The 20,201-nt window shown below is 73.7% G+C and carries 14 protein-coding genes; 5 read left to right on the top strand and 9 right to left on the bottom strand.

Annotation, left to right across the window (positions count from 1 at the left end; genetic code table 11):
• The first annotated feature begins 1 nt into the window (after window position 1).
• Window positions 2–1,573 (top strand): NADH-quinone oxidoreductase subunit M, encoded by a 1,572-nt coding sequence (locus IE108_RS19535; RefSeq protein WP_064729270.1) that lies wholly within the window; start codon window positions 2–4, stop codon window positions 1,571–1,573.
• Window positions 1,570–3,219 carry an NADH-quinone oxidoreductase subunit NuoN gene (nuoN, locus tag IE108_RS19530; protein ID WP_064729271.1) on the top strand — a complete coding sequence of 550 codons (1,650 nt, stop codon included), beginning with the start codon at window positions 1,570–1,572 and terminating at the stop codon, window positions 3,217–3,219. Before IE108_RS19535 ends, nuoN begins: the two co-directional genes overlap by 4 nt.
• Before the next feature lie 76 nt (window positions 3,220–3,295).
• Here the strand turns inward: nuoN and IE108_RS19525 are convergent, their stop codons facing one another.
• On the bottom strand, window positions 3,296–3,895 hold the full coding sequence (locus IE108_RS19525) for a Uma2 family endonuclease (RefSeq protein WP_064729272.1): 600 nt from the start codon (window positions 3,893–3,895) through the stop codon (window positions 3,296–3,298).
• Window positions 3,896–4,089: 194 nt separating this feature from the next.
• On the opposite strand from IE108_RS19525, the gene recQ reads away from it, so the two are divergent.
• Entirely contained in the window at window positions 4,090–6,087 is a 1,998-nt protein-coding gene (recQ, locus tag IE108_RS19520) for a DNA helicase RecQ (protein ID WP_064731915.1), read from the top strand.
• A 42-nt stretch (window positions 6,088–6,129) separates the two neighbouring features.
• Here recQ and IE108_RS19515 read toward each other — a convergent pair whose 3' ends face one another.
• The 8 genes from IE108_RS19515 to fahA all read right to left on the bottom strand — a co-directional run bounded on the left by IE108_RS19515 (window position 6,130) and on the right by fahA (window position 15,638).
• Window positions 6,130–8,856, bottom strand: a complete 2,727-nt coding sequence (locus IE108_RS19515; protein ID WP_064729273.1) for a fumarate reductase/succinate dehydrogenase flavoprotein subunit — start codon at window positions 8,854–8,856, stop codon at window positions 6,130–6,132.
• 11 nt (window positions 8,857–8,867) lie between these two features.
• Window positions 8,868–9,752: an ABC transporter ATP-binding protein gene (locus tag IE108_RS19510; protein ID WP_079163625.1), complete on the bottom strand. Its 885-nt coding sequence runs from the start codon at window positions 9,750–9,752 to the stop codon at window positions 8,868–8,870.
• On the bottom strand, window positions 9,730–10,662 hold the full coding sequence (locus IE108_RS19505; RefSeq protein WP_064729274.1) for an ABC transporter permease: 933 nt from the start codon (window positions 10,660–10,662) through the stop codon (window positions 9,730–9,732). Before IE108_RS19505 ends, IE108_RS19510 begins: the two co-directional genes overlap by 23 nt.
• Window positions 10,659–12,026 (bottom strand): ABC transporter substrate-binding protein, encoded by a 1,368-nt coding sequence (locus IE108_RS19500; RefSeq protein WP_064729275.1) that lies wholly within the window; start codon window positions 12,024–12,026, stop codon window positions 10,659–10,661. The genes IE108_RS19505 and IE108_RS19500 overlap by 4 nt, the downstream gene beginning before the upstream one ends.
• Before the next feature lie 13 nt (window positions 12,027–12,039).
• Window positions 12,040–12,267, bottom strand: a complete 228-nt coding sequence (locus IE108_RS19495) for a 4Fe-4S dicluster domain-containing protein (RefSeq protein WP_064729276.1) — start codon at window positions 12,265–12,267, stop codon at window positions 12,040–12,042.
• A gap of 65 nt (window positions 12,268–12,332) precedes the next feature.
• Window positions 12,333–13,121 carry a GntR family transcriptional regulator gene (locus IE108_RS19490; RefSeq protein WP_064729277.1) on the bottom strand — a complete coding sequence of 263 codons (789 nt, stop codon included), beginning with the start codon at window positions 13,119–13,121 and terminating at the stop codon, window positions 12,333–12,335.
• A 177-nt stretch (window positions 13,122–13,298) separates the two neighbouring features.
• Window positions 13,299–14,237 (bottom strand): M56 family metallopeptidase, encoded by a 939-nt coding sequence (locus IE108_RS19485; RefSeq protein WP_064729278.1) that lies wholly within the window; start codon window positions 14,235–14,237, stop codon window positions 13,299–13,301.
• A gap of 174 nt (window positions 14,238–14,411) precedes the next feature.
• Window positions 14,412–15,638: a fumarylacetoacetase gene (fahA, locus tag IE108_RS19480; RefSeq protein WP_064729279.1), complete on the bottom strand. Its 1,227-nt coding sequence runs from the start codon at window positions 15,636–15,638 to the stop codon at window positions 14,412–14,414.
• A 423-nt stretch (window positions 15,639–16,061) separates the two neighbouring features.
• Between fahA and IE108_RS19475 the strand changes: the two genes are divergently transcribed.
• Both IE108_RS19475 and IE108_RS34850 read left to right on the top strand, forming a co-directional pair.
• Window positions 16,062–17,318, top strand: coding sequence for a DegT/DnrJ/EryC1/StrS family aminotransferase (locus IE108_RS19475; protein WP_079163626.1), 1,257 nt, complete (start codon window positions 16,062–16,064; stop codon window positions 17,316–17,318).
• Window positions 17,311–20,199: a lipopolysaccharide biosynthesis protein gene (locus tag IE108_RS34850; RefSeq protein ID WP_229852160.1), complete on the top strand. Its 2,889-nt coding sequence runs from the start codon at window positions 17,311–17,313 to the stop codon at window positions 20,197–20,199. The genes IE108_RS19475 and IE108_RS34850 overlap by 8 nt, the downstream gene beginning before the upstream one ends.
• The last annotated feature ends 2 nt before the right edge of the window (window positions 20,200–20,201 follow it).

Raw genomic sequence — 20,201 nt, 5'->3', positions numbered from 1 at the left:
GATGTCCTTTCCCCTGCTGACAGTCACGGCGGCCCTCCCGGCCGTCGGGGCGATCGCCACGGCCGCCGTGCCGGCCGCGAAACGCACCGCGGCCAAATGGCTCGCGCTGCTCGTCTCGCTGGCCACGCTCGCCCTGGCGATCGCGGTACTGGTCCGCTTCGACCCGGGCGGCGACCGCTACCAGCTCACCGAGTCGCACGCCTGGATCGCCGACTTCGGCGTCCGGTACGAACTGGGCGTCGACGGCATCGCGGTGGCGCTGATCGCGCTGACCGCGCTGCTGATCCCGTTCATCATCCTCGCGGGCTGGCACGACGCCGACCCGCTGGAGACCGGCAGCAGCCGGTGGCGGCCGACGCAGGGCTTCTTCGCCCTGATCCTGGCCGTCGAGGCGATGGTGATCATCTCCTTCGAGGCCACCGACGTCTTCCTCTTCTACATCTTCTTCGAAGCCATGCTCATCCCGATGTACTTCCTCATCGGCGGCTTCGGGGACCGGGCCCACGCGCACGGCGAGCAGACCGCCGCCACCCAGCGGTCGTACGCGGCGGTGAAGTTCCTCCTCTACAACCTGGCCGGCGGTCTGATCATGCTGGCCGCGGTGATCGGGCTGTACGTGGTCGCCGGGAACTTCTCGCTGACCGAGATCGCGGCGGCCCGCGCGAGCGGCGAACTCGACATGGCGACCAGCACGGAGCGCTGGCTCTTCCTCGGCTTCTTCTTCGCCTTCGCGGTGAAGGCGCCGCTGTGGCCGCTGCACACCTGGCTGCCCAACGCCATGCAGGAGTCGACCGCGCCGGTCGCCGTGCTGATCACGGCGGTCGTCGACAAGGTCGGCACCTTCGCGATGCTCCGCTTCTGCCTCCAGCTCTTCCCGGAGGCCAGCAAGTGGGCGACGCCGGTCATCCTGGTCCTGGCGGTGGTCAGCATCATCTACGGCGCGCTGCTCGCGGTCGGCCAGCGCGACATCAAGCGGCTGATCGCGTACGCGTCGATCTCGCACTTCGGCTTCATCATCATGGGCATCTTCGCGATGACCAGCCAGGGCCAGTCCGGCGCGACGCTGTACATGGTCAACCACGGCATCTCGACCGCGGTGCTGATGCTGATCGCCGGCTTCCTGATCTCGCGGCGCGGCTCGCGGCTCATCGCCGACTACGGCGGGGTGCAGAAGGTGGCGCCGGTACTCGCCGGCACCTTCCTGATCGGCGGCCTCGCGACCCTGTCGCTGCCGGGGCTCGCGCCCTTCGTCAGTGAGTTCCTGGTCCTGGTCGGCACGTTCACGCGCTATCCGGTGATCGGCATCATCGCCACCTTCGGCATCGTCCTCGCCGCGCTCTACACCCTCGTTCTCTACCAGCGGACGATGACGGGCCCGGTGAAGCCGGAGGTGTCCGCGATGCCGGACCTGCGGGTGCGCGAACTGGTGGTCGTGGCACCGCTGGTGGCGCTGCTGATCTTCCTGGGCGTCTTCCCGAAGCCCGTGACGGACATCGTCAACCCCGCGGTGGAGCAGACCATGTCCGACGTACACAAGAAGGACCCCCAGCCTGAGGTGGAGGCGGCCAAGTGAGCGCAACAGCCGTCCACAGCCTGTGGACAACGGCGGCCGACCCGATCGCCAAGATCGACGCGCCGAAGATCGAGTACGGGCAGCTGGCGCCCACCCTCGTCATCGTCGGCGCGGCGATCGTCGGGATCCTGGTCGAGGCCTTCGTGCCGCGCCGGGCCCGTTACTACGTGCAGATGTTCGTGTCGGCCGTCGCCCTGGTCGCCGCCTTCGCCGCGGTCGTCGCCCTCGCTGCGGGCGGATACGGCACGACCAAGGCGGGCATCGCGGCCATGGGCGCCGTCGCCGTCGACGGACCCGCCCTGTTCCTCCAGGGCACGATCCTGCTGGCGGCGCTGGTCGGTCTGTTCACCTTCGCCGAGCGGCGGCTCGACCCGGAGGCGCACGGCAACCGCGTCGACTCCTTCGCCGCGCAGGCCGCCGCGGTGCCGGGCAGCGAGAGCGAGCAGAAGGCGGTCAAGGCGGGCTTCGCCACCACGGAGGTCTTCCCGCTCCTGCTGTTCGCGGTCGCCGGCATGCTGGTCTTCCCGGCCGCCAACGACCTGCTGACGCTCTTCGTCGCCCTGGAGGTCTTCTCCCTCCCGCTGTACCTGCTGTGCGCGCTGGCCCGCCGCAAGCGGCTCATGTCGCAGGAAGCGGCGGTCAAGTACTTCCTGCTCGGCGCGTTCGCCTCGGCGTTCACCCTGTTCGGCATCGCCCTGCTCTACGGCTACGCGGGCTCCATGTCGTACGGCACGATCGCCCAGGTGGTCGACGGCACCGTGCAGAACGTCACCCCGGCGCTCGCCGACACCATGGGCAACGACGCGCTGCTCCTCGTCGGCTCCGCGCTGATCGTGATGGGCCTGCTGTTCAAGGTGGGCGCGGTGCCGTTCCACATGTGGACGCCGGACGTGTACCAGGGGGCGCCGACTCCGGTGACCGGCTTCATGGCGGCGGCGACCAAGGTGGCCGCCTTCGGCGCGCTGCTGCGCATCCTCTACGTCGTGCTGCCCGGCCTGCGCTGGGACTGGCGGCCGGTGATGTGGGCCGTGGCGATCGTCACCATGCTGGCCGGCGCGATCGTCGCGATCACGCAGACCGACATCAAGCGGCTGCTGGCGTACTCGTCGATCGCGCACGCCGGCTTCATCCTCGCCGGTGTCATCGCGACCACGCCGGACGGCATCTCGTCCGTCCTCTTCTACCTGGCCGCGTACTCCTTCGTCACGATCGGCGCCTTCGCCGTGGTGACGCTGGTGCGCGACGCGGGCGGCGAGGCGACGCACCTGTCCAAGTGGGCCGGGCTCGGCCGCAGGTCACCGCTGGTGGCGGCGGTGTTCGCGATCTTCCTGCTGGCCTTCGCGGGCATCCCGCTGACCTCCGGGTTCTCGGGCAAGTTCGCCGTCTTCAAGGCGGCGGCGGAGGGCGGCGCGGCCCCGCTGGTGGTCATCGGCGTGATCTCGTCGGCGATCGCGGCGTTCTTCTACATCCGCGTGATCGTCCTGATGTTCTTCAGCGAGCCCCGGCCGGAGGGCCCGACGGTGGCGGTCCCGTCCCCGCTGACGATGACGGCGATCGGCGTCGGCGTCGCGGTCACGGTGGTCCTGGGAGTGGCACCGCAGTACTTCCTGGACCTGGCCGGCCAGGCGGGGGTGTTCGTGCGCTGACGCGGCGCCTGCTGTGCTTGAGACGGCGGCCCGGCACCCCTCGGAGGTGCCGGGCCGCCGTCGTGTGTGCGGGGGGCTACTCGCCGCCGCGGCGTGCCTTGATGGCGGTGAGGTCCAGATCCATCGGGAACGGGGCGCTCAGCTTCATGCGCTCACGGAAGATGCCGACGCTGGTGTAGGCGCCGGTGGTGGGCTCCAGCTCGAAGGCGTGGACGACGGCGAGGCTCTTCTCGTTCTCGACGCGCCAGTAGTGGCGGATACCGGCGCGGGCGTACTTGAGGGGCTTGGTCTCGCGGTCGCGGGTGACGGAGTCCGGCGAGACGACCTCCACGGCCAGCACTACGGCCGTCGCCGGGACGCGGGTCTGGTCGGGACCTGTCAGCGCTTCTTCGTGCAGCAGCAGCGCATCCGGCTCCAACCTGTTCTGCCGGTCCACGTCGATGCTGAATCTGCACAGGACATCGAGTCCCTGCGGCGCAGCTACGGCGAGCTGTCGACCGAAGAAGGATGTTGCCCGCTCATGAAAGATCGATTGCGGGCAGGGGAAGACGAGTCCGGCATCGATCAGCTGCGTATGCGGGGGCAGGTTGGGCAGACGGTCCAGATCGTCAGCGGTCCAGCCCCCGGCGGGAGGGTCCGGCCAGTCAGGCAGCGAGGCCTCGGATGCCACTTTCATGAATGCCCGTCGACAGGAGCGATTGTTGTCACTTCAGGCTAGCGAAAGGTAACGGACGGCGACCGCCGAAGCCTGTGGATAACTCCCAGACTGTCGGCGCCGCCCCCTATCGTTGAGGCAGTGGTCGGGACAGGACGGGCCGGATGGACAAGGCGGACCGGACGGACCAGGCAAGACGTACGGGGGACGGGACGATGGGCGGGACGGGTGTGATCGGCGAGATGGCAGAGGCGGCAGTGACCGGGGCCGGGGACGGCGGGCGCAGCGAGGCGCTGGCCACGCTGCACCGGGTCTTCGGGTACGAATCGTTCCGCGGCGAGCAGGAAGAGGTCGTCGACCACGTGGTGGCGGGCGGCGACGCCGTCGTGCTCATGCCCACCGGCGCCGGCAAGTCGCTGTGCTACCAGATTCCGGCCCTGGTCAGGCCCGGCACCGGCATCGTGGTCTCGCCGCTCATCGCGCTCATGCAGGACCAGGTGGACGCGCTGCGGGCCCTGGGCGTGCGGGCCGGCTTCATGAACTCCACGCAGGACTTCGACGAGCGGCGCGTGGTGGAGGCCGAGTTCCTCGCCGGCGAGCTGGACCTGCTCTACCTGGCCCCCGAGCGGCTGCGCCTCCAGGGCACCCTCGACCTGCTCTCCCGCGGCAAGATCTCGCTGTTCGCCATCGACGAGGCGCACTGCGTCTCGCAGTGGGGCCACGACTTCCGCCCCGACTACCTCGCCCTGTCGCTGCTCGGCGAGCACTGGCCGGAGGTCCCGCGGCTCGCGCTGACGGCGACGGCCACCCACGCCACCCACCGCGAGCTGACCGAGCGGCTGAACATGCCGACGGCGCGGCACTTCGTGGCCAGCTTCGACCGCCCCAACATCCAGTACCGGATCGTGCCGAAGACGGACCCCAGGAAGCAGCTGCTGCACTTCCTGCGCGAGGAGCACGCGGGCGACGCGGGCATCGTGTACTGCCTCTCGCGCAACTCGGTCGAGAAGACCGCCGAGTTCCTCTCCCGCAACGGTGTGGAGGCGGTGCCGTACCACGCGGGCCTCGACGCCGGCACCCGCGCCGCCCACCAGTCCCGCTTCCTGCGGGAGGAGGGCCTGGTGGTGGTGGCGACCATCGCCTTCGGCATGGGCATCGACAAGCCCGACGTCCGCTTCGTCGCCCACCTCGACCTGCCGAAGTCGGTCGAGGGGTACTACCAGGAGACCGGCCGCGCCGGCCGCGACGGACTCCCGTCGACGGCGTGGATGGCGTACGGGCTCAACGACGTCGTGCAGCAGCGCAAGCTGATCCAGTCGGGGGAGGGCGACGAGGCCTTCCGCCGCCGGGCCCAGTCCCACCTGGACTCCATGCTCGCGCTGTGCGAGACCGTCCGCTGCCGCCGCGGCCAGCTCCTCGCCTACTTCGGCCAGGAGCCGGACCCGGCCGGCTGCGGGAACTGCGACACCTGCCTCACCCCGCCGGAGACCTGGGACGGCACGGTCGCGGCGCAGAAGGTGCTGTCCACGGTGGTGCGGCTGAAGCGGGAGCGCGGGCAGAAGTTCGGCGCCGGGCAGATCATCGACATCCTGCTGGGCAAGCGCACCGCCAAGGTCATCCAGTTCGACCACGACCAGCTCTCCGTGTTCGGCATCGGCGAGGACCTCGCCGAGAGCGAGTGGCGGGGCGTCGCCCGGCAGCTGCTCGCCCAGGGCCTCCTCGCCGTCGAGGGGGAGTACGGCACGCTGGTGCTGACCGACGACAGCGGGGCGGTGCTGCGCCGGGAGCGGGAGGTGCCGCTGCGCAAGGAGCCCAAGAAGCCGGCGTCCGCGCGCGGGACGGGCACGCGCGGCGAGCGCAAGGCCAAGGCCGCGGTGGCCGAGCTGCCCGAGGAACTGCAGCCGGCGTTCGAGGCACTGCGCGCCTGGCGTGCCGAGCGCGCCCGCGAGCAGGGCGTCCCGGCCTACGTGATCTTCCACGACGCGACGCTCAGGGAGATCGCCACGGTGTGGCCCACCTCCGTCGCGCAGCTCGGCGGTATCAGCGGCGTCGGTGAGAAGAAGCTCGCGACCTACGGGGAGGGGGTCGTCGCCGTCCTGGCCGGACTGTCGGGTGCGGCCCAGGCGGCTCCCGCCCCGGGCGGCGACGCCGGGGACGGCCCGGACGACTGGCCCGACACCGAGCCCGACCCGGAGCCCGAGGACTGGATATAGGGGACGCGGCCCGGCCTCCCGGCCACCGGCCGGCCCGGCGCCTCACAGGGCGCGAGCCGCGTACGCCCTGACGTCGGCGTCGCTGTCGTCCGTCGCCGCGGCGAGTGCCGACCGGGCGTCCGGCGTTGCGTCCGCGTGCCGGGTCAGGGCCAGGACGGCCGCCTTGCGCACGTCGGCGTTCGGATCGGCGAGGGCCTCGGCGAGGACGGGGACCGCGCTGCCGGGGTCCGCCGCGGACAGCGCTCCGGCCGCCCCCGCCCTGACCTGCCAGGCGGGGTCGGCCAGGGCGGCGACCGCCCGTGCCGCCAGCGGGGCCGGGCACCCGGTCCTGGCCAGGGCGGCGAAGGCCGCGCCGCGGACCAGGGCGTCGGGATCCGCGGTGAGCCGGTCGAGCGCGCTCCCGGTGCCGGTGGGCGCCCGCAGCGTCCCCAGCGCCTTGGCGACGGTGACCCGGACCTCGCGGGACGGGTCGTCGGCGGCCGGGGAGAGCGCCCGCGCGTCGTCCAGCGAGACCAGCCCCCGCACCGCCTCGATGCGCACCGCGGGGTCCGGGTCGCCGAGGTGCGCGCCGAAGGTGCCGGTCTCGCCCAGCCGCAGGATGCGCAGCAGGTCCAGGGCGGTGGCGCGGACCACCGGGTCGTCCTGGGCCAGCGCCTCCGCCAAGGGTTTCGCCAGGGCCGGTTCGGGCGACAGGGTGTCGGCCAGTTCGCGCAGCGAGGCGGCCGCGGCGGCGCGCACCTCGCCGTCCGCGTCGGACAGGGCGGCGGCCAGCACCGGGCCGCTCCCGGCGGGGACGCTCTCCGTGAGCACGGCGACGGCCGTGCGCCGGACCGCGGGGTCGGGGTCGGTCAGGTAGGGCCTCAGGCCGGTGAGCCCGGGTTGCTCGTCGGCCAGGGCGAGGAGTTCGAGGAGGCGGGGCGAGGCCGTCGCGGTGGGCCGGGCCGGGGTGGGGCCTCCGTCCCCGGTGGCCGGGGGCGCCGCGGTCGCAGCGCGGGGCGCCGCGTCGCGCGGGCCCGCCGTCGCCACCTGCTCCGGGTGCACCTCGCCGAGGTGCCTGGAGGCACCGCCGGCCGGGCGGAACTCGTCGACCGGCACCAGATAGGGAGCCACGGGACGGGCCGTGAACTCCATCGCACCGGAGGGGGACTTGTGCAGGTCGAGATGGTGGAACCAGGCGGTGTCGTCGCGCTCGGGGAGGTCGACCCGCTGGTGGTAGAGCCCCCAGCGGGACTCGGTGCGGGCCAGCGAGGCCCGCGCGGCCATCTCCGCGCAGTCGCGGATGAAGGAGACCTCGGCGCAGCGCATCAGCTCGTGCGGGGTGCGCGCGCCCATCGACGCGATGTCCGCCCGCATCCGCTCGAAGGACTCCAGGGCCAGCGACAGCCGGGCGCCGGACTTCGGCGGGGCCACGTAGTCGTTGACGAAGCGGCGCAGCTTGTACTCGACCTGGGGCTGCGGCGGGCCGTCGGGGTTGCGCAGCGGGCCGTAGACCAGCTCGTGCGCCTCGCGCAGCTGCTCGGAGGGCAGTTCGCCCGCGTACGCGGTGTACCGGGAGGCGTCCGCGCCCGCCAGGTCGCCGAAGACGAACGCGCCGATCATGTAGTTGTGCGGCACGCAGGCCAGGTCGCCGGCGGCGTAGAGGCGGGGGACCGTGGTGCGGGCGTGGTCGTCCACCCGGACACCGGAGGCGGAGTGGCCGCCGCACAGGCCGATCTCGGAGATGTGCATCTCGACGTCGTGGGTGCGGTAGTCGTGGCCGCGGCCCGCGTGGAAGGTGCCGCGGGTCGGGCGCTCCGTCGAGTGCAGGATCGACTCCAGGGCGGAGACGGACTCCTCGGGCAGGTGGCTGAGCTTCAGGTAGACCGGTCCGTTGTCGCCGGCCACCTCCGCGGCGAACTCGGCCATCATCTGGCCCGACCAGTAGTCGGAGTCGACGAAGCGCTCGCCGTGCCGGTTGACCTGGTAGCCGCCGAAGGGGTTGGCGACGTAGGCGCAGGCGGGTCCGTTGTAGTCCTTGATCAGCGGGTTGATCTGGAAGCACTCGATGCCGGTCAGCTCCGCGCCCGCGTGGTAGGCCATGGCGTAGCCGTCACCGGCGTTGGTGGGGTTCTCGTAGGTGCCGTAGAGGTAGCCGGAGGCGGGCAGGCCCAGCCGGCCGGCGGCGCCGGTCGCGAGGATCACCGCGCCGGCCCGGACGGTCACGAAGGCGCCCGTGCGGGTGTTGAAGCCGGCCGCGCCCACCGCCCGCCCGTCGGCGGTCAGCACCCGGACCGGCATCACGCGGTTCTCGATGCGGATCCGCTCCCGCATCTCGCGCCGCCGCAACTGCCGGTACAGGACCTTCTTGACGTCCTTGCCCTCCGGCATCGGCAGCACGTAGGAGCCGGAGCGGTGCACCTGCCGGACCGCGTAGTCGCCGTGCTCGTCCTTCTCGAACTTCACGCCGTACGACTCCAGCCGCTGGACCATGGCGAAGCCGCGGGTGGCGGTCTGGCGGACGGTGGACTGGTCGACGATGCCGTCGTTGGCGCGGGTGATCTCGGCGACGTAGTCGTCGGGTTCGGCGCGGCCGGGGACGACCGCGTTGTTGACGCCGTCCATGCCCATGGCGAGGGCGCCGGAGTGCCGGACGTGGGCCTTCTCCAGCAGCAGTACGTTCGCGCCGTGCTCGGCCGCGGTCAGGGCCGCCATCGTGCCGGCGGTGCCGCCGCCGATGACGAGGACGTCGCAGGAGAGTTCTTCGGCGTCGTCGAGCGGGGGGATCTCCACCAGAGGGCCTTTCAGGTGCCGAGGGATGTCAGTACGTCGTGCCGCAGCGCCGTCCGGGCCGGATCGTCGTGCGCGGCGCGTTCCCGGGGCCGGGGGACCTCGCGTACGGCGGTGAGGCGGCCGGCGCCGAGCAGGGCCACCCGGTCGCCCAGGAACAGGGCCTCGTCCACGTCGTGGGTGACGAAGACGACGGTGGCGCCGGTGCCGTGCAACGCTTCGACCAGCAGGTCCTGCATGCCGGCCCGGGTCTGGGCGTCGAGGGCGCCGAAGGGTTCGTCCATCAGGACGGCGCGGGGGCGTCCGGCCAGGGCGCGGGCCAGCTGGGCGCGCTGGCGCTGCCCGCCGGAGACGCGGTGCGGCAACTGCCGAACCTGCGCGGTCAGTCCGACCCGGTCCAGCCAGGCGGTCGCCCGCTCGCGGCGTTCGGCGCGGGGCCGGCCCTGGATGGCGAGGGGGAGTTCGACGTTGGCGCGGAGGGTGCGCCAGGGCAGGAGGGCGTCCTCCTGGAAGACCAGCGCGCGGTCCGCTCCGGGGCCGGTGATCGGGTGCCCGTCCTGTTCCGCCGCTCCGGACAGCGGTGCCAGCAGTCCCGCCAGGGTGCGCAGCAGGGTCGACTTGCCGCAGCCCGACGGGCCGACGACGGCGAGGATCTCGCCGGGGGAGACGTCCACGTCCACACCGGTCAGCGCGATGGCGCCGGGGCGGCCGAGGGTGGCGTCGCGCAGGGCGAGGCGGGTGCCGCGAGGTGGGGTCAGGGTCCTGCTCGCGCTCTTGGTGCCGGGCGCGGTCTCCGCCCCGGTCTCCGCTCCCGTCGGGGTTCCGGCCTCGGTATCCGTTCCCGTCCCGGTCCCGGTCCCGGTCCCGGCCCCGGTCTCAGTCTCGGACGAGGTGCTCATCGCGTGCCTCCTCGGAGTCGGTGTGCGTGGGCGCGGCGGCGGTGTCCGCGGGTGGGGCGCCAGGGCCCGCGGGCGGGGCGGCGGCGGTCTCGGCGGGCGCAGTCGCGCCGGTCCGCCGCCGCGCGGACCGGGGGCGGGCGGCGGGGACGTACGCCGTGCGGGGCAGCCAGTGCGTCAGGCGGCGGCCCAGGAGTTCCACGGCGGTCGAGGTCAGCCAGCCGAGCACGCCGATGGTGACCATGCCGACGAAGACGCCCGGGTAGTCGACGACCGTGTAGTCCTGCCAGGTGCGGTAGCCGACGCCGTACTGGCCGGAGATCATCTCGGCGGAGATCACGCAGATCCACGAGACGCCGATGCCGACCGACAGCCCGCCGAACACGCCGGGCAGCGCGCCCGGCAGGACCACCGAGGCGAGCACCCGCCACCGCCCGCCGCCCATGGTGCGCACGGCCTCCTCCCAGGTCGGGGTGAGCGCGCGCACCGCGTGCCGGGTGGAGACCAGCACCGGGAAGAAGGCGGCCGTGCAGGTGATGAAGACGATGCCCTGCTCGTTGGAGGGGAACATGAGGATCGCCACGGGGACGAGGGCGATCGCGGGGACGGGACGGATCACCTCCAGCACCGGGCCGAGCAGGTCCTCGGCGAGCCGCGACCGGGCCACGAGCACACCGGTGGCCACCCCGAGCACGGCGGCGAGCAGGAAGCCGGTGAGGATGCGGGTGAGGCTGTCGGTGAGGTCCGTCCAGTAGTCGGGCCCCGCGAGCCGGTCGGCGAAGGCGCGGGCCACGTCGGTCACCGTGGGGAACTGCGAGAAGCGCAGCCACAGGTCGACGTCCCGGCTGGTCAGCACCTGCCAGAGGCCGAGGGCGGCGGCGAGCGAGAGGACGCGCAGCGCGTACCGGATCACGACGCCCGCTCCAGCGCCTCGGCGTACGGGACGACGCGCGCTCCGCCGTGCCCGGCGATGTGGTCGCGGGCGTTCTCCGGCGTGACGAAGGGCAGGAGTTCGTCGCCGTCGGCCACCCACACCGACCGGTCGGCGAACCACAGGGTGCCGGTGGTGGCGTCCGGGACGTAGGCGGCGCGCACCTGGTCGCGGTGGGCGGCCACGTACTTCAGCAGGGACCGCGCGGAGGTGAAGGGGAGGGTCTTGGCGGCGCCCTTCGGCCAGACCTCTCCGGCCGGCTCCGGGGGACCGGCGGCGAGGTGCCGGGCGTAGGCGGCGGGGCCGAGCGCCTTCTTCACGTACCGGTCGTCGACGAAGGCGTCCACGTCCACGTCGCCGGTGAGCCGGGCGTCCTTGAGGATCGCCACGTCCTTCTCGAGGGCGGCGACGAGCGAGGGCCTGATCGCCGGGTCGAAGGTGGCGATGCCCTGCGCGCCGTTGTAGAGGTAGACGGCCTCGGCGGGCAGGCCGGTGGCCTCGGCGACCTTCTCGGCGGCGGCCACCGGATGCGCGTCGAGGTAGTCGGTCGCCTGCGCCTGGGCCCTGAGGAACGCCTCCAGCACGGCGGGCCGCTCCTTCGCGAAGTCCTCGCGGGCGGCGACGCCGTGGAAGGTGGGCAGGCCGAGCCGGGCGCCGTCGTACAGGGCCTTCGCCTTGCCCTGGTGGGCGAGCAGACCGGGCCAGGCGACGAACTGGGACAGGGCGTCGGCGCTGCCCGAGGAGAGCGCCGAGGCGCCCACCGCGGGCTGCTGGTTGAGCTTCTCGATGTCCTCGTCGGGGTCGAGACCGGCGCGTTGCAGGGCGCGGACGAGCGTGCCGTCGGCGGCCGAGCCGACGCTCGTCGAGACCTTCCTGCCCTTGAGGTCCTTGAGGGAGGTGAGCGGGGAACCGGGGGCGGTCACCACGGTGTTGAGGCCGCCGCGGAGGTTGTAGCCGGTGACCGAGACCAGGCGGGTCGGCTTGCCGAGCTGCTTGCCGCGGGCCGCGTTGATGAGGAGCGGGAAGTCGCCCATCGAGCCGATGTCGATCTTCCCGGCGGTCATCTGGGCGGTGATGGGGGCGCCGGTGGCGTAGTCCTGCCAGTCCACCTTGTAGGTGACGCCGTCGCCGAGGGCGTTGAGCTGCCGCTCGAAGTGGCCGAGGGAGCGGAGCAGCGTGCCTGCGGTGACCGTGTTGATCGTCCGGGACTGGTAGCCGACGGTCACGGTGACCGTGGAGCCGTCCCCGCCGGCCGACGCGTCGCCGCCGCAGGCGGTGAGGGAGAGGAGCAGGGCGACGGCGGCCGCGGACGCGGTGGCGGGGAGCGGGGGTCGTTTCGGTTTCATGGCAGTCGGCCTCTCACCGGAGCAGGTAGGGCATGTTGACCGTGACCGCCCCGGTGGGGCAGCGGGCGGCGCACGGGCCGCAGTACCAGCACTCGTCGACGTGCATGTAGGCCTTGCCGTCGCGCTCGTCGATGGCCAGGGAGTCCAGCGGGCACATGTCCACGCAGAGGGTGCAGCCGGTGATGCACTTCGACTCGTCGATCGTCACGGGCACGTCGGCCCGCTGGGGCGCCAAGGGCATGGCTGTCTCTCCAGGGAGGGGGCGTGGGAGGGGTGTTCGGATGCGGTGCTGCGCGGGCGGGGGTGTCAGCGGGAGCGGTGCAGCAGGCCGCTCATCGCGATGCGGTCGCCGCGGAAGCGGACGAACTCCAGGTCCACGGGGCGGCCGTCGTCGAGGTGGGTGAGCCGTTCCAGCATGAGGACGGCGGTACCGCGCGGCGCCTCCAGCACGGCGGCGGTGTGCGCGTCCGCCGTCACCGCCTCCAGGGTGATGTCGGCGTGGCCCAGCGGCCGGCCGGTGACGGTCTCCAGGAGCCGGAAGACGTCGGTGTTCTCCAGGTCGGCGCCGAGCAGGGCGGTGCCGATGTCGAGGGGCAGGTAGGTGAGGTCCAGGGACAGGGGGACGCCGCCGAGACGGCGCAGACGCTCGATGTACAGGACGTCGGAGCCCGGCGGCACCCGGAGGCGTTCGGCGACCGGGGCGGGGGCCGGGACGGGGACCGTGGTGCGGACCTCGTTGGTGACGCGGCCCTGTTCGTGCAGGGTCTCCGCGAGGCCCATCAGACGGTCGAGTCCGTGGGCGTACTTGCGGGCCACGACGACCGTCCCGATGCCGGGCTGGCGGTCCACGAGGCCCTCGGCCCGCAGCAGGCCGAGCGCCTGGCGGACGGTGTTGCGGGTGGCGCCGTAGTCGGCGGCGAGGACGTCCTCGTGGGGGAGCGTGCCGTCGGGGAAGGCGTCGTCCAGGAGCTGGCGGCGGATCAGGTCGGCGAGCTGGCGGGCCCGGTCGGCGCGCAACCGGCGCCGCGCGCGGTGGGCGGCGACGGTGGTCGCGCCCTGGCCGGCGTGGTCGCGGAGGCGGTCGGTGGGCGGCATGGCTGGAACCCTACCGATCGGGTGGGGTTCGTGGTGTTGCTGGATTGTTGCGCCACCGGGTGCTCCGCCGGGCGAGGGGATGAGCTGGGGTTTCCGGGGGTGGGGCCGGGACTTCTGCCACCGCTCTCGCGGAGGTGCCCGGCGCCGTCGTGGGCCGGAGGCGGGGGCCGTGGGGAGCTACGTGAGCGCGGTCAGGCCCGGGGCGAAGGTGATCAGCAGGGGGACGAGCGGCACCAGCGCGGCCGTCGCCGTGGTCAGGGCGCGGTGGCGCGGGGTCAGGCGGGGCGGGGGTTCCAGGAGGCGGTCGACGCGCTCGCCGAGGAGGCGGTGGCTGGAGGCGCAGGACAGGACGCCGCGGTGCTGGTTCAGCTCGATCAGGGCCAGGGCCGTGGTGAGGTGGCCGCAGCGGCGGGAGGCGGTGTCGTCGGCCGACAGCTCGACCAGGCGGTGGGTCTGGTCGCAGAAGTGGGCGAAGAGCGGGACCCGCGGGAAGCCGGTGGCCAGGGCGGTGGACAGGTGCAGCAGCCAGTCGTGACGGGCCCGGGCGTGGCCGCGTTCGTGGGTCAGTACGGCGTCCAGCTGGTGGTCGGTGAGTCGGTGCAGGGCGCCCGTGGTGACGATCAGCTGCGCCGGACTGCCCGGCAGCCACCAGGCGTCCGGGTACTCGTCCTCCAGGACCAGCAGCGGACCGCGCGCGGCGGGCAGCCCGGCGGGCAGGTCGGGGGCGCGCTCGCGCAGATGGGCGCGGGAGCGGGCGCGCCGCCTGCGGGCCTCGACGAGTTCGCGGCCCAGCATCGCGGTCGTCCAGGCGGCGCCGGCCGCCAGCAGCAGGGTGAGGCCGGCCGCCCAGGCCGGCCCCGCGGAGAGGTCGTACGCGGCGGTCACGGCGGGCGGCGCCGGCGCGAAGAGCTGCGCGCGGACCGTGCCGAAGACGGCGGTGGCACCGAGGGTCAGGGCCGTCAGACAGCACAGCAGGACGGTGGCGACCAGGCACTGCCACACCCAGAGCGCGACGACGGGGTCCCGCTCGGGCCACGCGGACCGGGTCAGCACGCGCGGCACCGGCACCGCGGCGGTCACGGCGACGACGAACAGCAGGAGCAGGCAGACGGTCATGCCACTGGCTCCGGATCCTGGTCGAGAGGACGGGCGGCTCTGGCAGTGCGGGGCGGAAACGCGCGTCGGAGTGCCCGCGCACACCGCCCGACGCCAGTATGCCGCCGCCGGACGGTGTGAGTCAGGTGCCGGCGCCCACCGTTTCCGAAAGCCGCGCCGCCACCCGGACCGGCCTCATTCCGCCCGTCCGACCACCCGCCCCGTGACTTCGCCGAGACCCACCCGGATCCCGTCCGGGCCCGGTGCCCAGGCCGACAGGGTCACCACGTCCCCGTCCTCCAGGAACGTCCGCTTGCCGTCCGGGAGTTCGAGCGCGTCGCGGCCGTTCCAGGTCAGTTCGAGCAGCGACCCGCGTTCCCGTTCGCCGGGTCCGCTCACCGTGCCCGAGCCGTAGAGGTCGCCGGTGCGCAGGGAGGCGCCGTTGACCGTCATGTGGGCCAACTGCTGGGCGGCCGTCCAGTACATGGTGGAGAACGGCGGCTCGGAGACGACGTGACCGTTGACGGCGACGGAGATCCGCAGGTCGTAGCCGCCGGGCCCGTCGTGTTCGCCGTCCGTGTCGTCCAGGTAGGGCAGCAGCTCGTGCGTGCGCGCGGGGGGCGCCACCCGGGCCTCGTCCAGGGCGTCCAGCGGTGTGATCCACGCCGACACCGAGGTGGCGAAGGACTTGCCGAGGAACGGGCCGAGGGGGACGTACTCCCAGGCCTGCACGTCCCGCGCGGACCAGTCGTTGAGCAGGCAGAGCCCGAAGACGTGCTCGCGGAAGTCGCCGAGCGCGACCGTGCTGCCCGGTGCGGACGGCACGCCCACCACGAAGCCGACCTCGGCCTCGATGTCGAGGCGGACGGACGGGCCGAAGACGGGGGCGGCGTCGGCCGGCCCCTTGCGCTGCCCGGAGGGCCGTACGACGTCGGTGCCCGAGACGAACACCGTGCCGGAGCGGCCGTGGTAGCCGATCGGGAGGTGCTTCCAGTTCGGGGTGAGGGAGTCGGCGGCGTCGGGGCGGAAGATCTGGCCGACGTTGCGGGCGTGGTTCTCGGACGCGTAGAAGTCGACGTAGTCCGCGACCTCGAAGGGCAGGTGCAGGGTCACCGACGACAGCGGGTGGAACAGCGGTTCCAGCGTCTCGCGGTGGGAGGGCACCGTCACCCAGGCCGTCAGCGCGCGCCGCACGTCGGACCAGGCCGTGCGCCCGGCGGCCAGCAGCGGGTTCAGGGTGGGCCGCGCCAGCAGGGAGGCGTACGGCGAGCCGAGCGCGTGGGCCGCCGCGCCCGCGTCGAGTACGTGGTCGCCGAGCCGGACGCCCACCGTCCGCTCCGCGGTGCCGGGGAGCGAGAACACGCCGTACGGAAGGTTGTGCGGTCCGAAGGGGTCGCCCTCGGGGACATCGAAGGGGGGCATCGGGTGCTGCCTCGCTTTCGTGCTCGCCATGTGCGCCGTGCGCGCCGTGTGCCACGTGACCGGTGTGCGCCACGTGGTGCGTGGACTGGCCACACGTTACGGGTGACACGGTCGTCTTGGGCAGTGCCGCGGGAGGTGGCTCCATGTGGGGGACGAGGGCGCGCGCAACCTCTCTGACGTGCGCCGAGCGTCCCGCGCGCCGGTGCGCGTGGCGCGGAACACCACCGGGGAGCGGGCCCCGGGCCGTCGGCGCACGCCCGCGCGCACCGCCGCCGATGTGGCGCTCAGTCGCCGTCCGTGTGCGGGAAGTTGTCCACAGGCCGCCACGCAATCTTGACGGAGCGGTGCGAAAAGGGAGACTCTGGGCGGGTGCCGGGAGGTCTCGGGGAGGGGGCCTGCGACGGCGCATCTGGGGGGAAACGGATGGCCATTGGGGAGGCCGGTCCGGGTCCGGTGCGGGATGGCTCACGGCCGAGCAGACGGCTGGAAGAGACCATGCGCGCCCGGCTCGACCGGGAATGCGTGTATGTACCGTCATGCCGTTTCGGGCTGTACGCGGCGCTGCGTCACTGGTGCCCGCCCGGCGGCCGGGTGCTGATGTCGCCGGTCAACGACGACGTCATCTTCTTCGTGGTGCTCGCGGCCGGGCTGCGTCCCGTGCAGGCGCCGCTCGACCCGTCGGACGCCTCCATCGACGTCGACGCCGTGCCCGACGGACTCTGGGGCACGCTGTCCGCCGTACTGACGACCAACCTGTACGGGAATCCGGACCCGGCGCCCCGGCTGCGGGCCCGCTGCGACGCCCTGGGCATCCCGCTGTTCGAGGACGCGGCGCACGCCATCGGCAGCGAGGTGGGCGGCCGCCCGGTCGGCGCCTGGGGCGACGCCTCCGTCTTCAGCCTGTCCAAGCATGTCGGCGCCAAGGCCGGCGGGATCCTCGCGCTCGCCGACCCGGGACTGCGCGAGACGCTGGCCAAGACCTGCGAGGACCTGCTGCTGCCCGGCCGCCCGAAGGCCGAAGTCGCCTACGCCGTACGGCCGTACGCGGAGGCCGCCGTGCGTGGGCTGGGGCTGCGGCGGGCCGCGTGGGCCACCCTGCGGGCGTTGGGACGGATGGAGCGCGAAGAGATCCGGATGCCCCTGCGCCCGGACGAACTGGCCCGCGCCGGCCGCTCGGCACCCGGCCTGGACGCCTTCGACCCCTGGGTCCGCGTCGACATGCACGACTACCGGCTGCGGGGCGGCCGGTTCCGGCTCGGCAGGATCGGACGCGGACTCGACCGGCTGGACCGCGTCCTGGCGGAGAGCCGGGCGGGGACGGAGCTGCTGACGTCCACGCCCTGGGCGGGACCGGCGGCGTGGAAGGCGGCACCGAGCCGCTCGCCCGGACGGGCGCAGCCGCTGTTCCGGGTGCCGCTGCTCGTGGCCGACCGGGACGCGGCGGTACGGGCGCTGGCCCGGCGCGGCATCGTCGTGGGCTACCTCTACGACCCGCCGCTCGACGACTACGCGGGCGCCGGGTTCACCGACCCGTCGCCCGCTCCGGAGGGCGCCCGCTGGTTCGCGCGGCACGCGCTGCCCGTCGAGCCGCTGCGGGCCCGCGCCGTGATCGCCGCGCTGGAGGAGTCCGGCGTACGGCCCGCCGAGGCGCCGGAGGGGTTGGTTCCGTCCGGTGGCTGAGACCCGGGTGCACGAGGCGGCCGCTCCACCGGCGGACCGCGGTACCGAGCTGCCCGAGGGCGGGCACGGGAGCGACTCGCTCTTCAAGAACGCCTACTTCCTGATGCTCAGCACCGGCGTCTCGGCCGTGCTCGGCCTGGGCTTCTGGCTCGTGGCCGCCCGCTACTACTCGGAGGAGGCCGTCGGACAGGGCTCCGCCGCCATCGCCGCCATGCGACTGCTCGCCAGCATCACGGCCACGACGATGATCGGCGCCGTGGTCCGCTTCGTGCCGCGCGCCGGACGGGCCACCGGGACGCTGGTGTGGCGGGCGTACGCGGCGAGTTCGGTGGTGGTCGCCGTGGCCGCCGTGGTCTTCCTGCTCACCCTCGACCTGTGGGGCCCCTCGTACGCCCCGCTGGGCACGGCGGCGACGGGCGTGCTGTTCGTCCTGGCGTGCGTGGCCTGGGCGCTGCTCACCCTCCAGGACGGGGTGCTGACCGGTCTGCGCAGGGCGGAGTGGGTGCCCGCGGGGAACGCGGTGTTCTCGGTCGGCAAGCTGATCCTGCTCGCCCTCTTCGCCACCTCGCTGCCGGTCCTCGGCATCTTCGTGTCCTGGGCCGTGGCCATCGCCTTCTCCACCCTGCCGCTGGGCTGGCTGATCTTCCGCCGGCTGATCCCGCGCCAGGCCGAGGCCGACCGCGACGTGGAGCCGCCGAAGGCCCGCGAGATGGGCCGCTTCCTGGCCGGTGACTCCCTGGGCGCGCTCTTCAGCCTGGCGATGATCAACCTGCTGCCGGTAATGGTCGCGGTCAACTTCAGCGCCGCGCAGAACGGCTACTTCTACGTCGCCTACACCGTCGGCGGCACGATGGAGTTCATGGCCATCAACATGGCCTCCTCCCTCACGGCGCACGCCTCGCACGACCCGCGCCGCCTCGCCGACGGCATCCGGGGAGCCCTGCGCCGCATGACGGTGCTGCTGGTGCCGGTGGTGCTCTTCCTGGTCGTCTTCGCCCCGCAGATCCTCGCGCCCTTCGACGAGGACTACGCCGAGCACGGCTCCACGGTGCTGCGGCTGCTCGCCGTCGGGGCGCTGCCGAGGATCGTCGTCGAGCTGTACATCGGCGTGCTGCGCGTCCAGGGGCGCACCGGCGTACTCGCCGCGGTGCAGGGCACCATGTGCGTCCTGGTACTGGGCAGCGCCGCGGTGCTGTTCACACCGGCCGGGATCTCCGGCGCCGGCTGGGCGGTGCTGGGCAGCATGACGGTGGTCGCCCTCGGCTGCGCGCCGGGCCTGCGGTCCGCGCTGCGGGGCATCGAGGGGGCGGGCCGCCCGGAGGCCCCGGCCGCAGCCGAGGACGCCGGCCCGGGGCTCCGCCCGAAGCCCAGGCCGGGGACCTCGCAGGGCACCGGCCCGGTCCGGCTCAACGCCACCGCGGGGTACGCCAACGCCGGGTACGGCCCGGCCGAGTACGGGACGAGCTGGGCGCGCCGGGCGGCGCACGAGCACGGGCGGTCCGGGGACGCGTCGGGGGAGGACACCGTCGCGCTGTTCATAGGGCGCCCCGGCTTCGAGCGGGAGGCCCTGGAGGCGGACACCCTCGCGGTGATCCGCAGGCCCCGCCGCCCCGGTCCCGCCACGGACGACGACGCGCATGCCGGCATCGACGCGGACACCCGCGGCGCGCGCCGGACGGGCAGGGACCCGGTGGGCAGCGACCCTGCGGGCACGGACCCTGCGGGCAGGGGCCCGGCGGACAGCGATCCCGCGGGCACGGACCCGGCGGGCAGCGACCCGGCGAGCACTGACCGGGTGGGCAGGGAGCCGGCGGTCACGGGTCCGGCGGCCACTGGCCCGGCGGGCAGCGACCCGGCCGGCACGGACCCCACGAGCACTGTCCCGGCGGGCAGCGAGCCGGCGGGCGCGGACCCGGCGAGCACGGACCCGGTGGGCAGGGAGTCGGCGGTCACGGACCCGGCGGCCACTGGCCCGGCCGGCAGTGACCCGGCGAGCGCCCACCCGCCCGAGTACGGCACCCCACCGTCCGCCTCCGGCCCCGCCCCCGAGGCCGTCCCATCCGCCCGGTACGACGACGCGCCCGGCCCGATTCCCGAGCGCTTCCTCAGGCCCGCCCTGTGGCTGCTGGCCGCGGCCGCGACCGCCGTGTTCTGGGCGGCCGTGCGTCAACTGCCCTGGCTGGAGGGCCCGTCCGCGTCCGCCGCCGGGCTCACCGGCCGGGAGCTGCTGCGCGGGCTGCCCCTGCCGGCGCTGGTCGCGGGCGGTGTGCTGCTCGTGGTGTTCGTCGCGGCGGCGACCCTGTCCGTCCGCCTCGACCCGTGGCTGCCCGGCGCCGCGCTGGGCTCGGCCCTGCTCGCGCTGTACGCGGCACCCGTCGCCCTCGGCCGTGAACCGGAGGCGGTCGGCGGCGCGTTGTACGTGAGGGCGGCCCGGTTCCTCGCCGAGGCGCTGGGGCTCGACGGGCCCGGCCCGGTGCTGCGCTGGGCGCCGCTCGTCCTCCTGCCGCTGTGCCTCGTGCCGCTGTGGACGCTGCTCGGGAAGGCGGACGGCCGGCTTCCGTGGCCGGGACGCTGGGGCCTCCTCTACCTCGCCGCGGTGGCCGGCTGGGTCTGGCGGCAGGAACTCGCGCCGGTCACGCCGCCGCTCCTGCTGCTGCTCGGCCTCGCCGCCGTACTGCTGTCGCTGCGCCGCCCGGACCCGGCCGGCGCCGGGAGCACCACCGGCCCCAGCACCTCAGGATCCACCCGGCCCGCCCAATCCACCCGACCTGCCCCGTCCACCCGACCCACAAGCCCCACGAGAACCACGAGCCCCACGAAACCCGCAAGCCCCGCAAGCTTCACGAGACCCGCAAGCCCCACAGACACGTCCCAGGACTGATC

The organism is Streptomyces parvulus (genome assembly GCF_014648855.1).
Lineage (GTDB): Bacteria > Actinomycetota > Actinomycetes > Streptomycetales > Streptomycetaceae > Streptomyces > Streptomyces parvulus.
This window is presented reverse-complemented; position numbering and strand designations above follow the sequence as displayed.

Coding starts and splice junctions, on each gene's coding strand:
- IE108_RS19475 (WP_079163626.1), top strand. CDS start 16,062: ATGGCCATTGGGGAGGCCGGTCCGGGTCCGGTGCGGGATGGCTCACGG.
- IE108_RS19525 (WP_064729272.1), bottom strand. CDS start 3,895: ATGAAAGTGGCATCCGAGGCCTCGCTGCCTGACTGGCCGGACCCTCCC.
- IE108_RS19495 (WP_064729276.1), bottom strand. CDS start 12,267: ATGCCCTTGGCGCCCCAGCGGGCCGACGTGCCCGTGACGATCGACGAG.
- IE108_RS19490 (WP_064729277.1), bottom strand. CDS start 13,121: ATGCCGCCCACCGACCGCCTCCGCGACCACGCCGGCCAGGGCGCGACC.
- IE108_RS19510 (WP_079163625.1), bottom strand. CDS start 9,752: ATGAGCACCTCGTCCGAGACTGAGACCGGGGCCGGGACCGGGACCGGG.
- IE108_RS19485 (WP_064729278.1), bottom strand. CDS start 14,237: ATGACCGTCTGCCTGCTCCTGCTGTTCGTCGTCGCCGTGACCGCCGCG.
- recQ (WP_064731915.1), top strand. CDS start 4,090: ATGGGCGGGACGGGTGTGATCGGCGAGATGGCAGAGGCGGCAGTGACC.
- IE108_RS19500 (WP_064729275.1), bottom strand. CDS start 12,026: ATGAAACCGAAACGACCCCCGCTCCCCGCCACCGCGTCCGCGGCCGCC.
- IE108_RS19535 (WP_064729270.1), top strand. CDS start 2: ATGTCCTTTCCCCTGCTGACAGTCACGGCGGCCCTCCCGGCCGTCGGG.
- fahA (WP_064729279.1), bottom strand. CDS start 15,638: ATGCCCCCCTTCGATGTCCCCGAGGGCGACCCCTTCGGACCGCACAAC.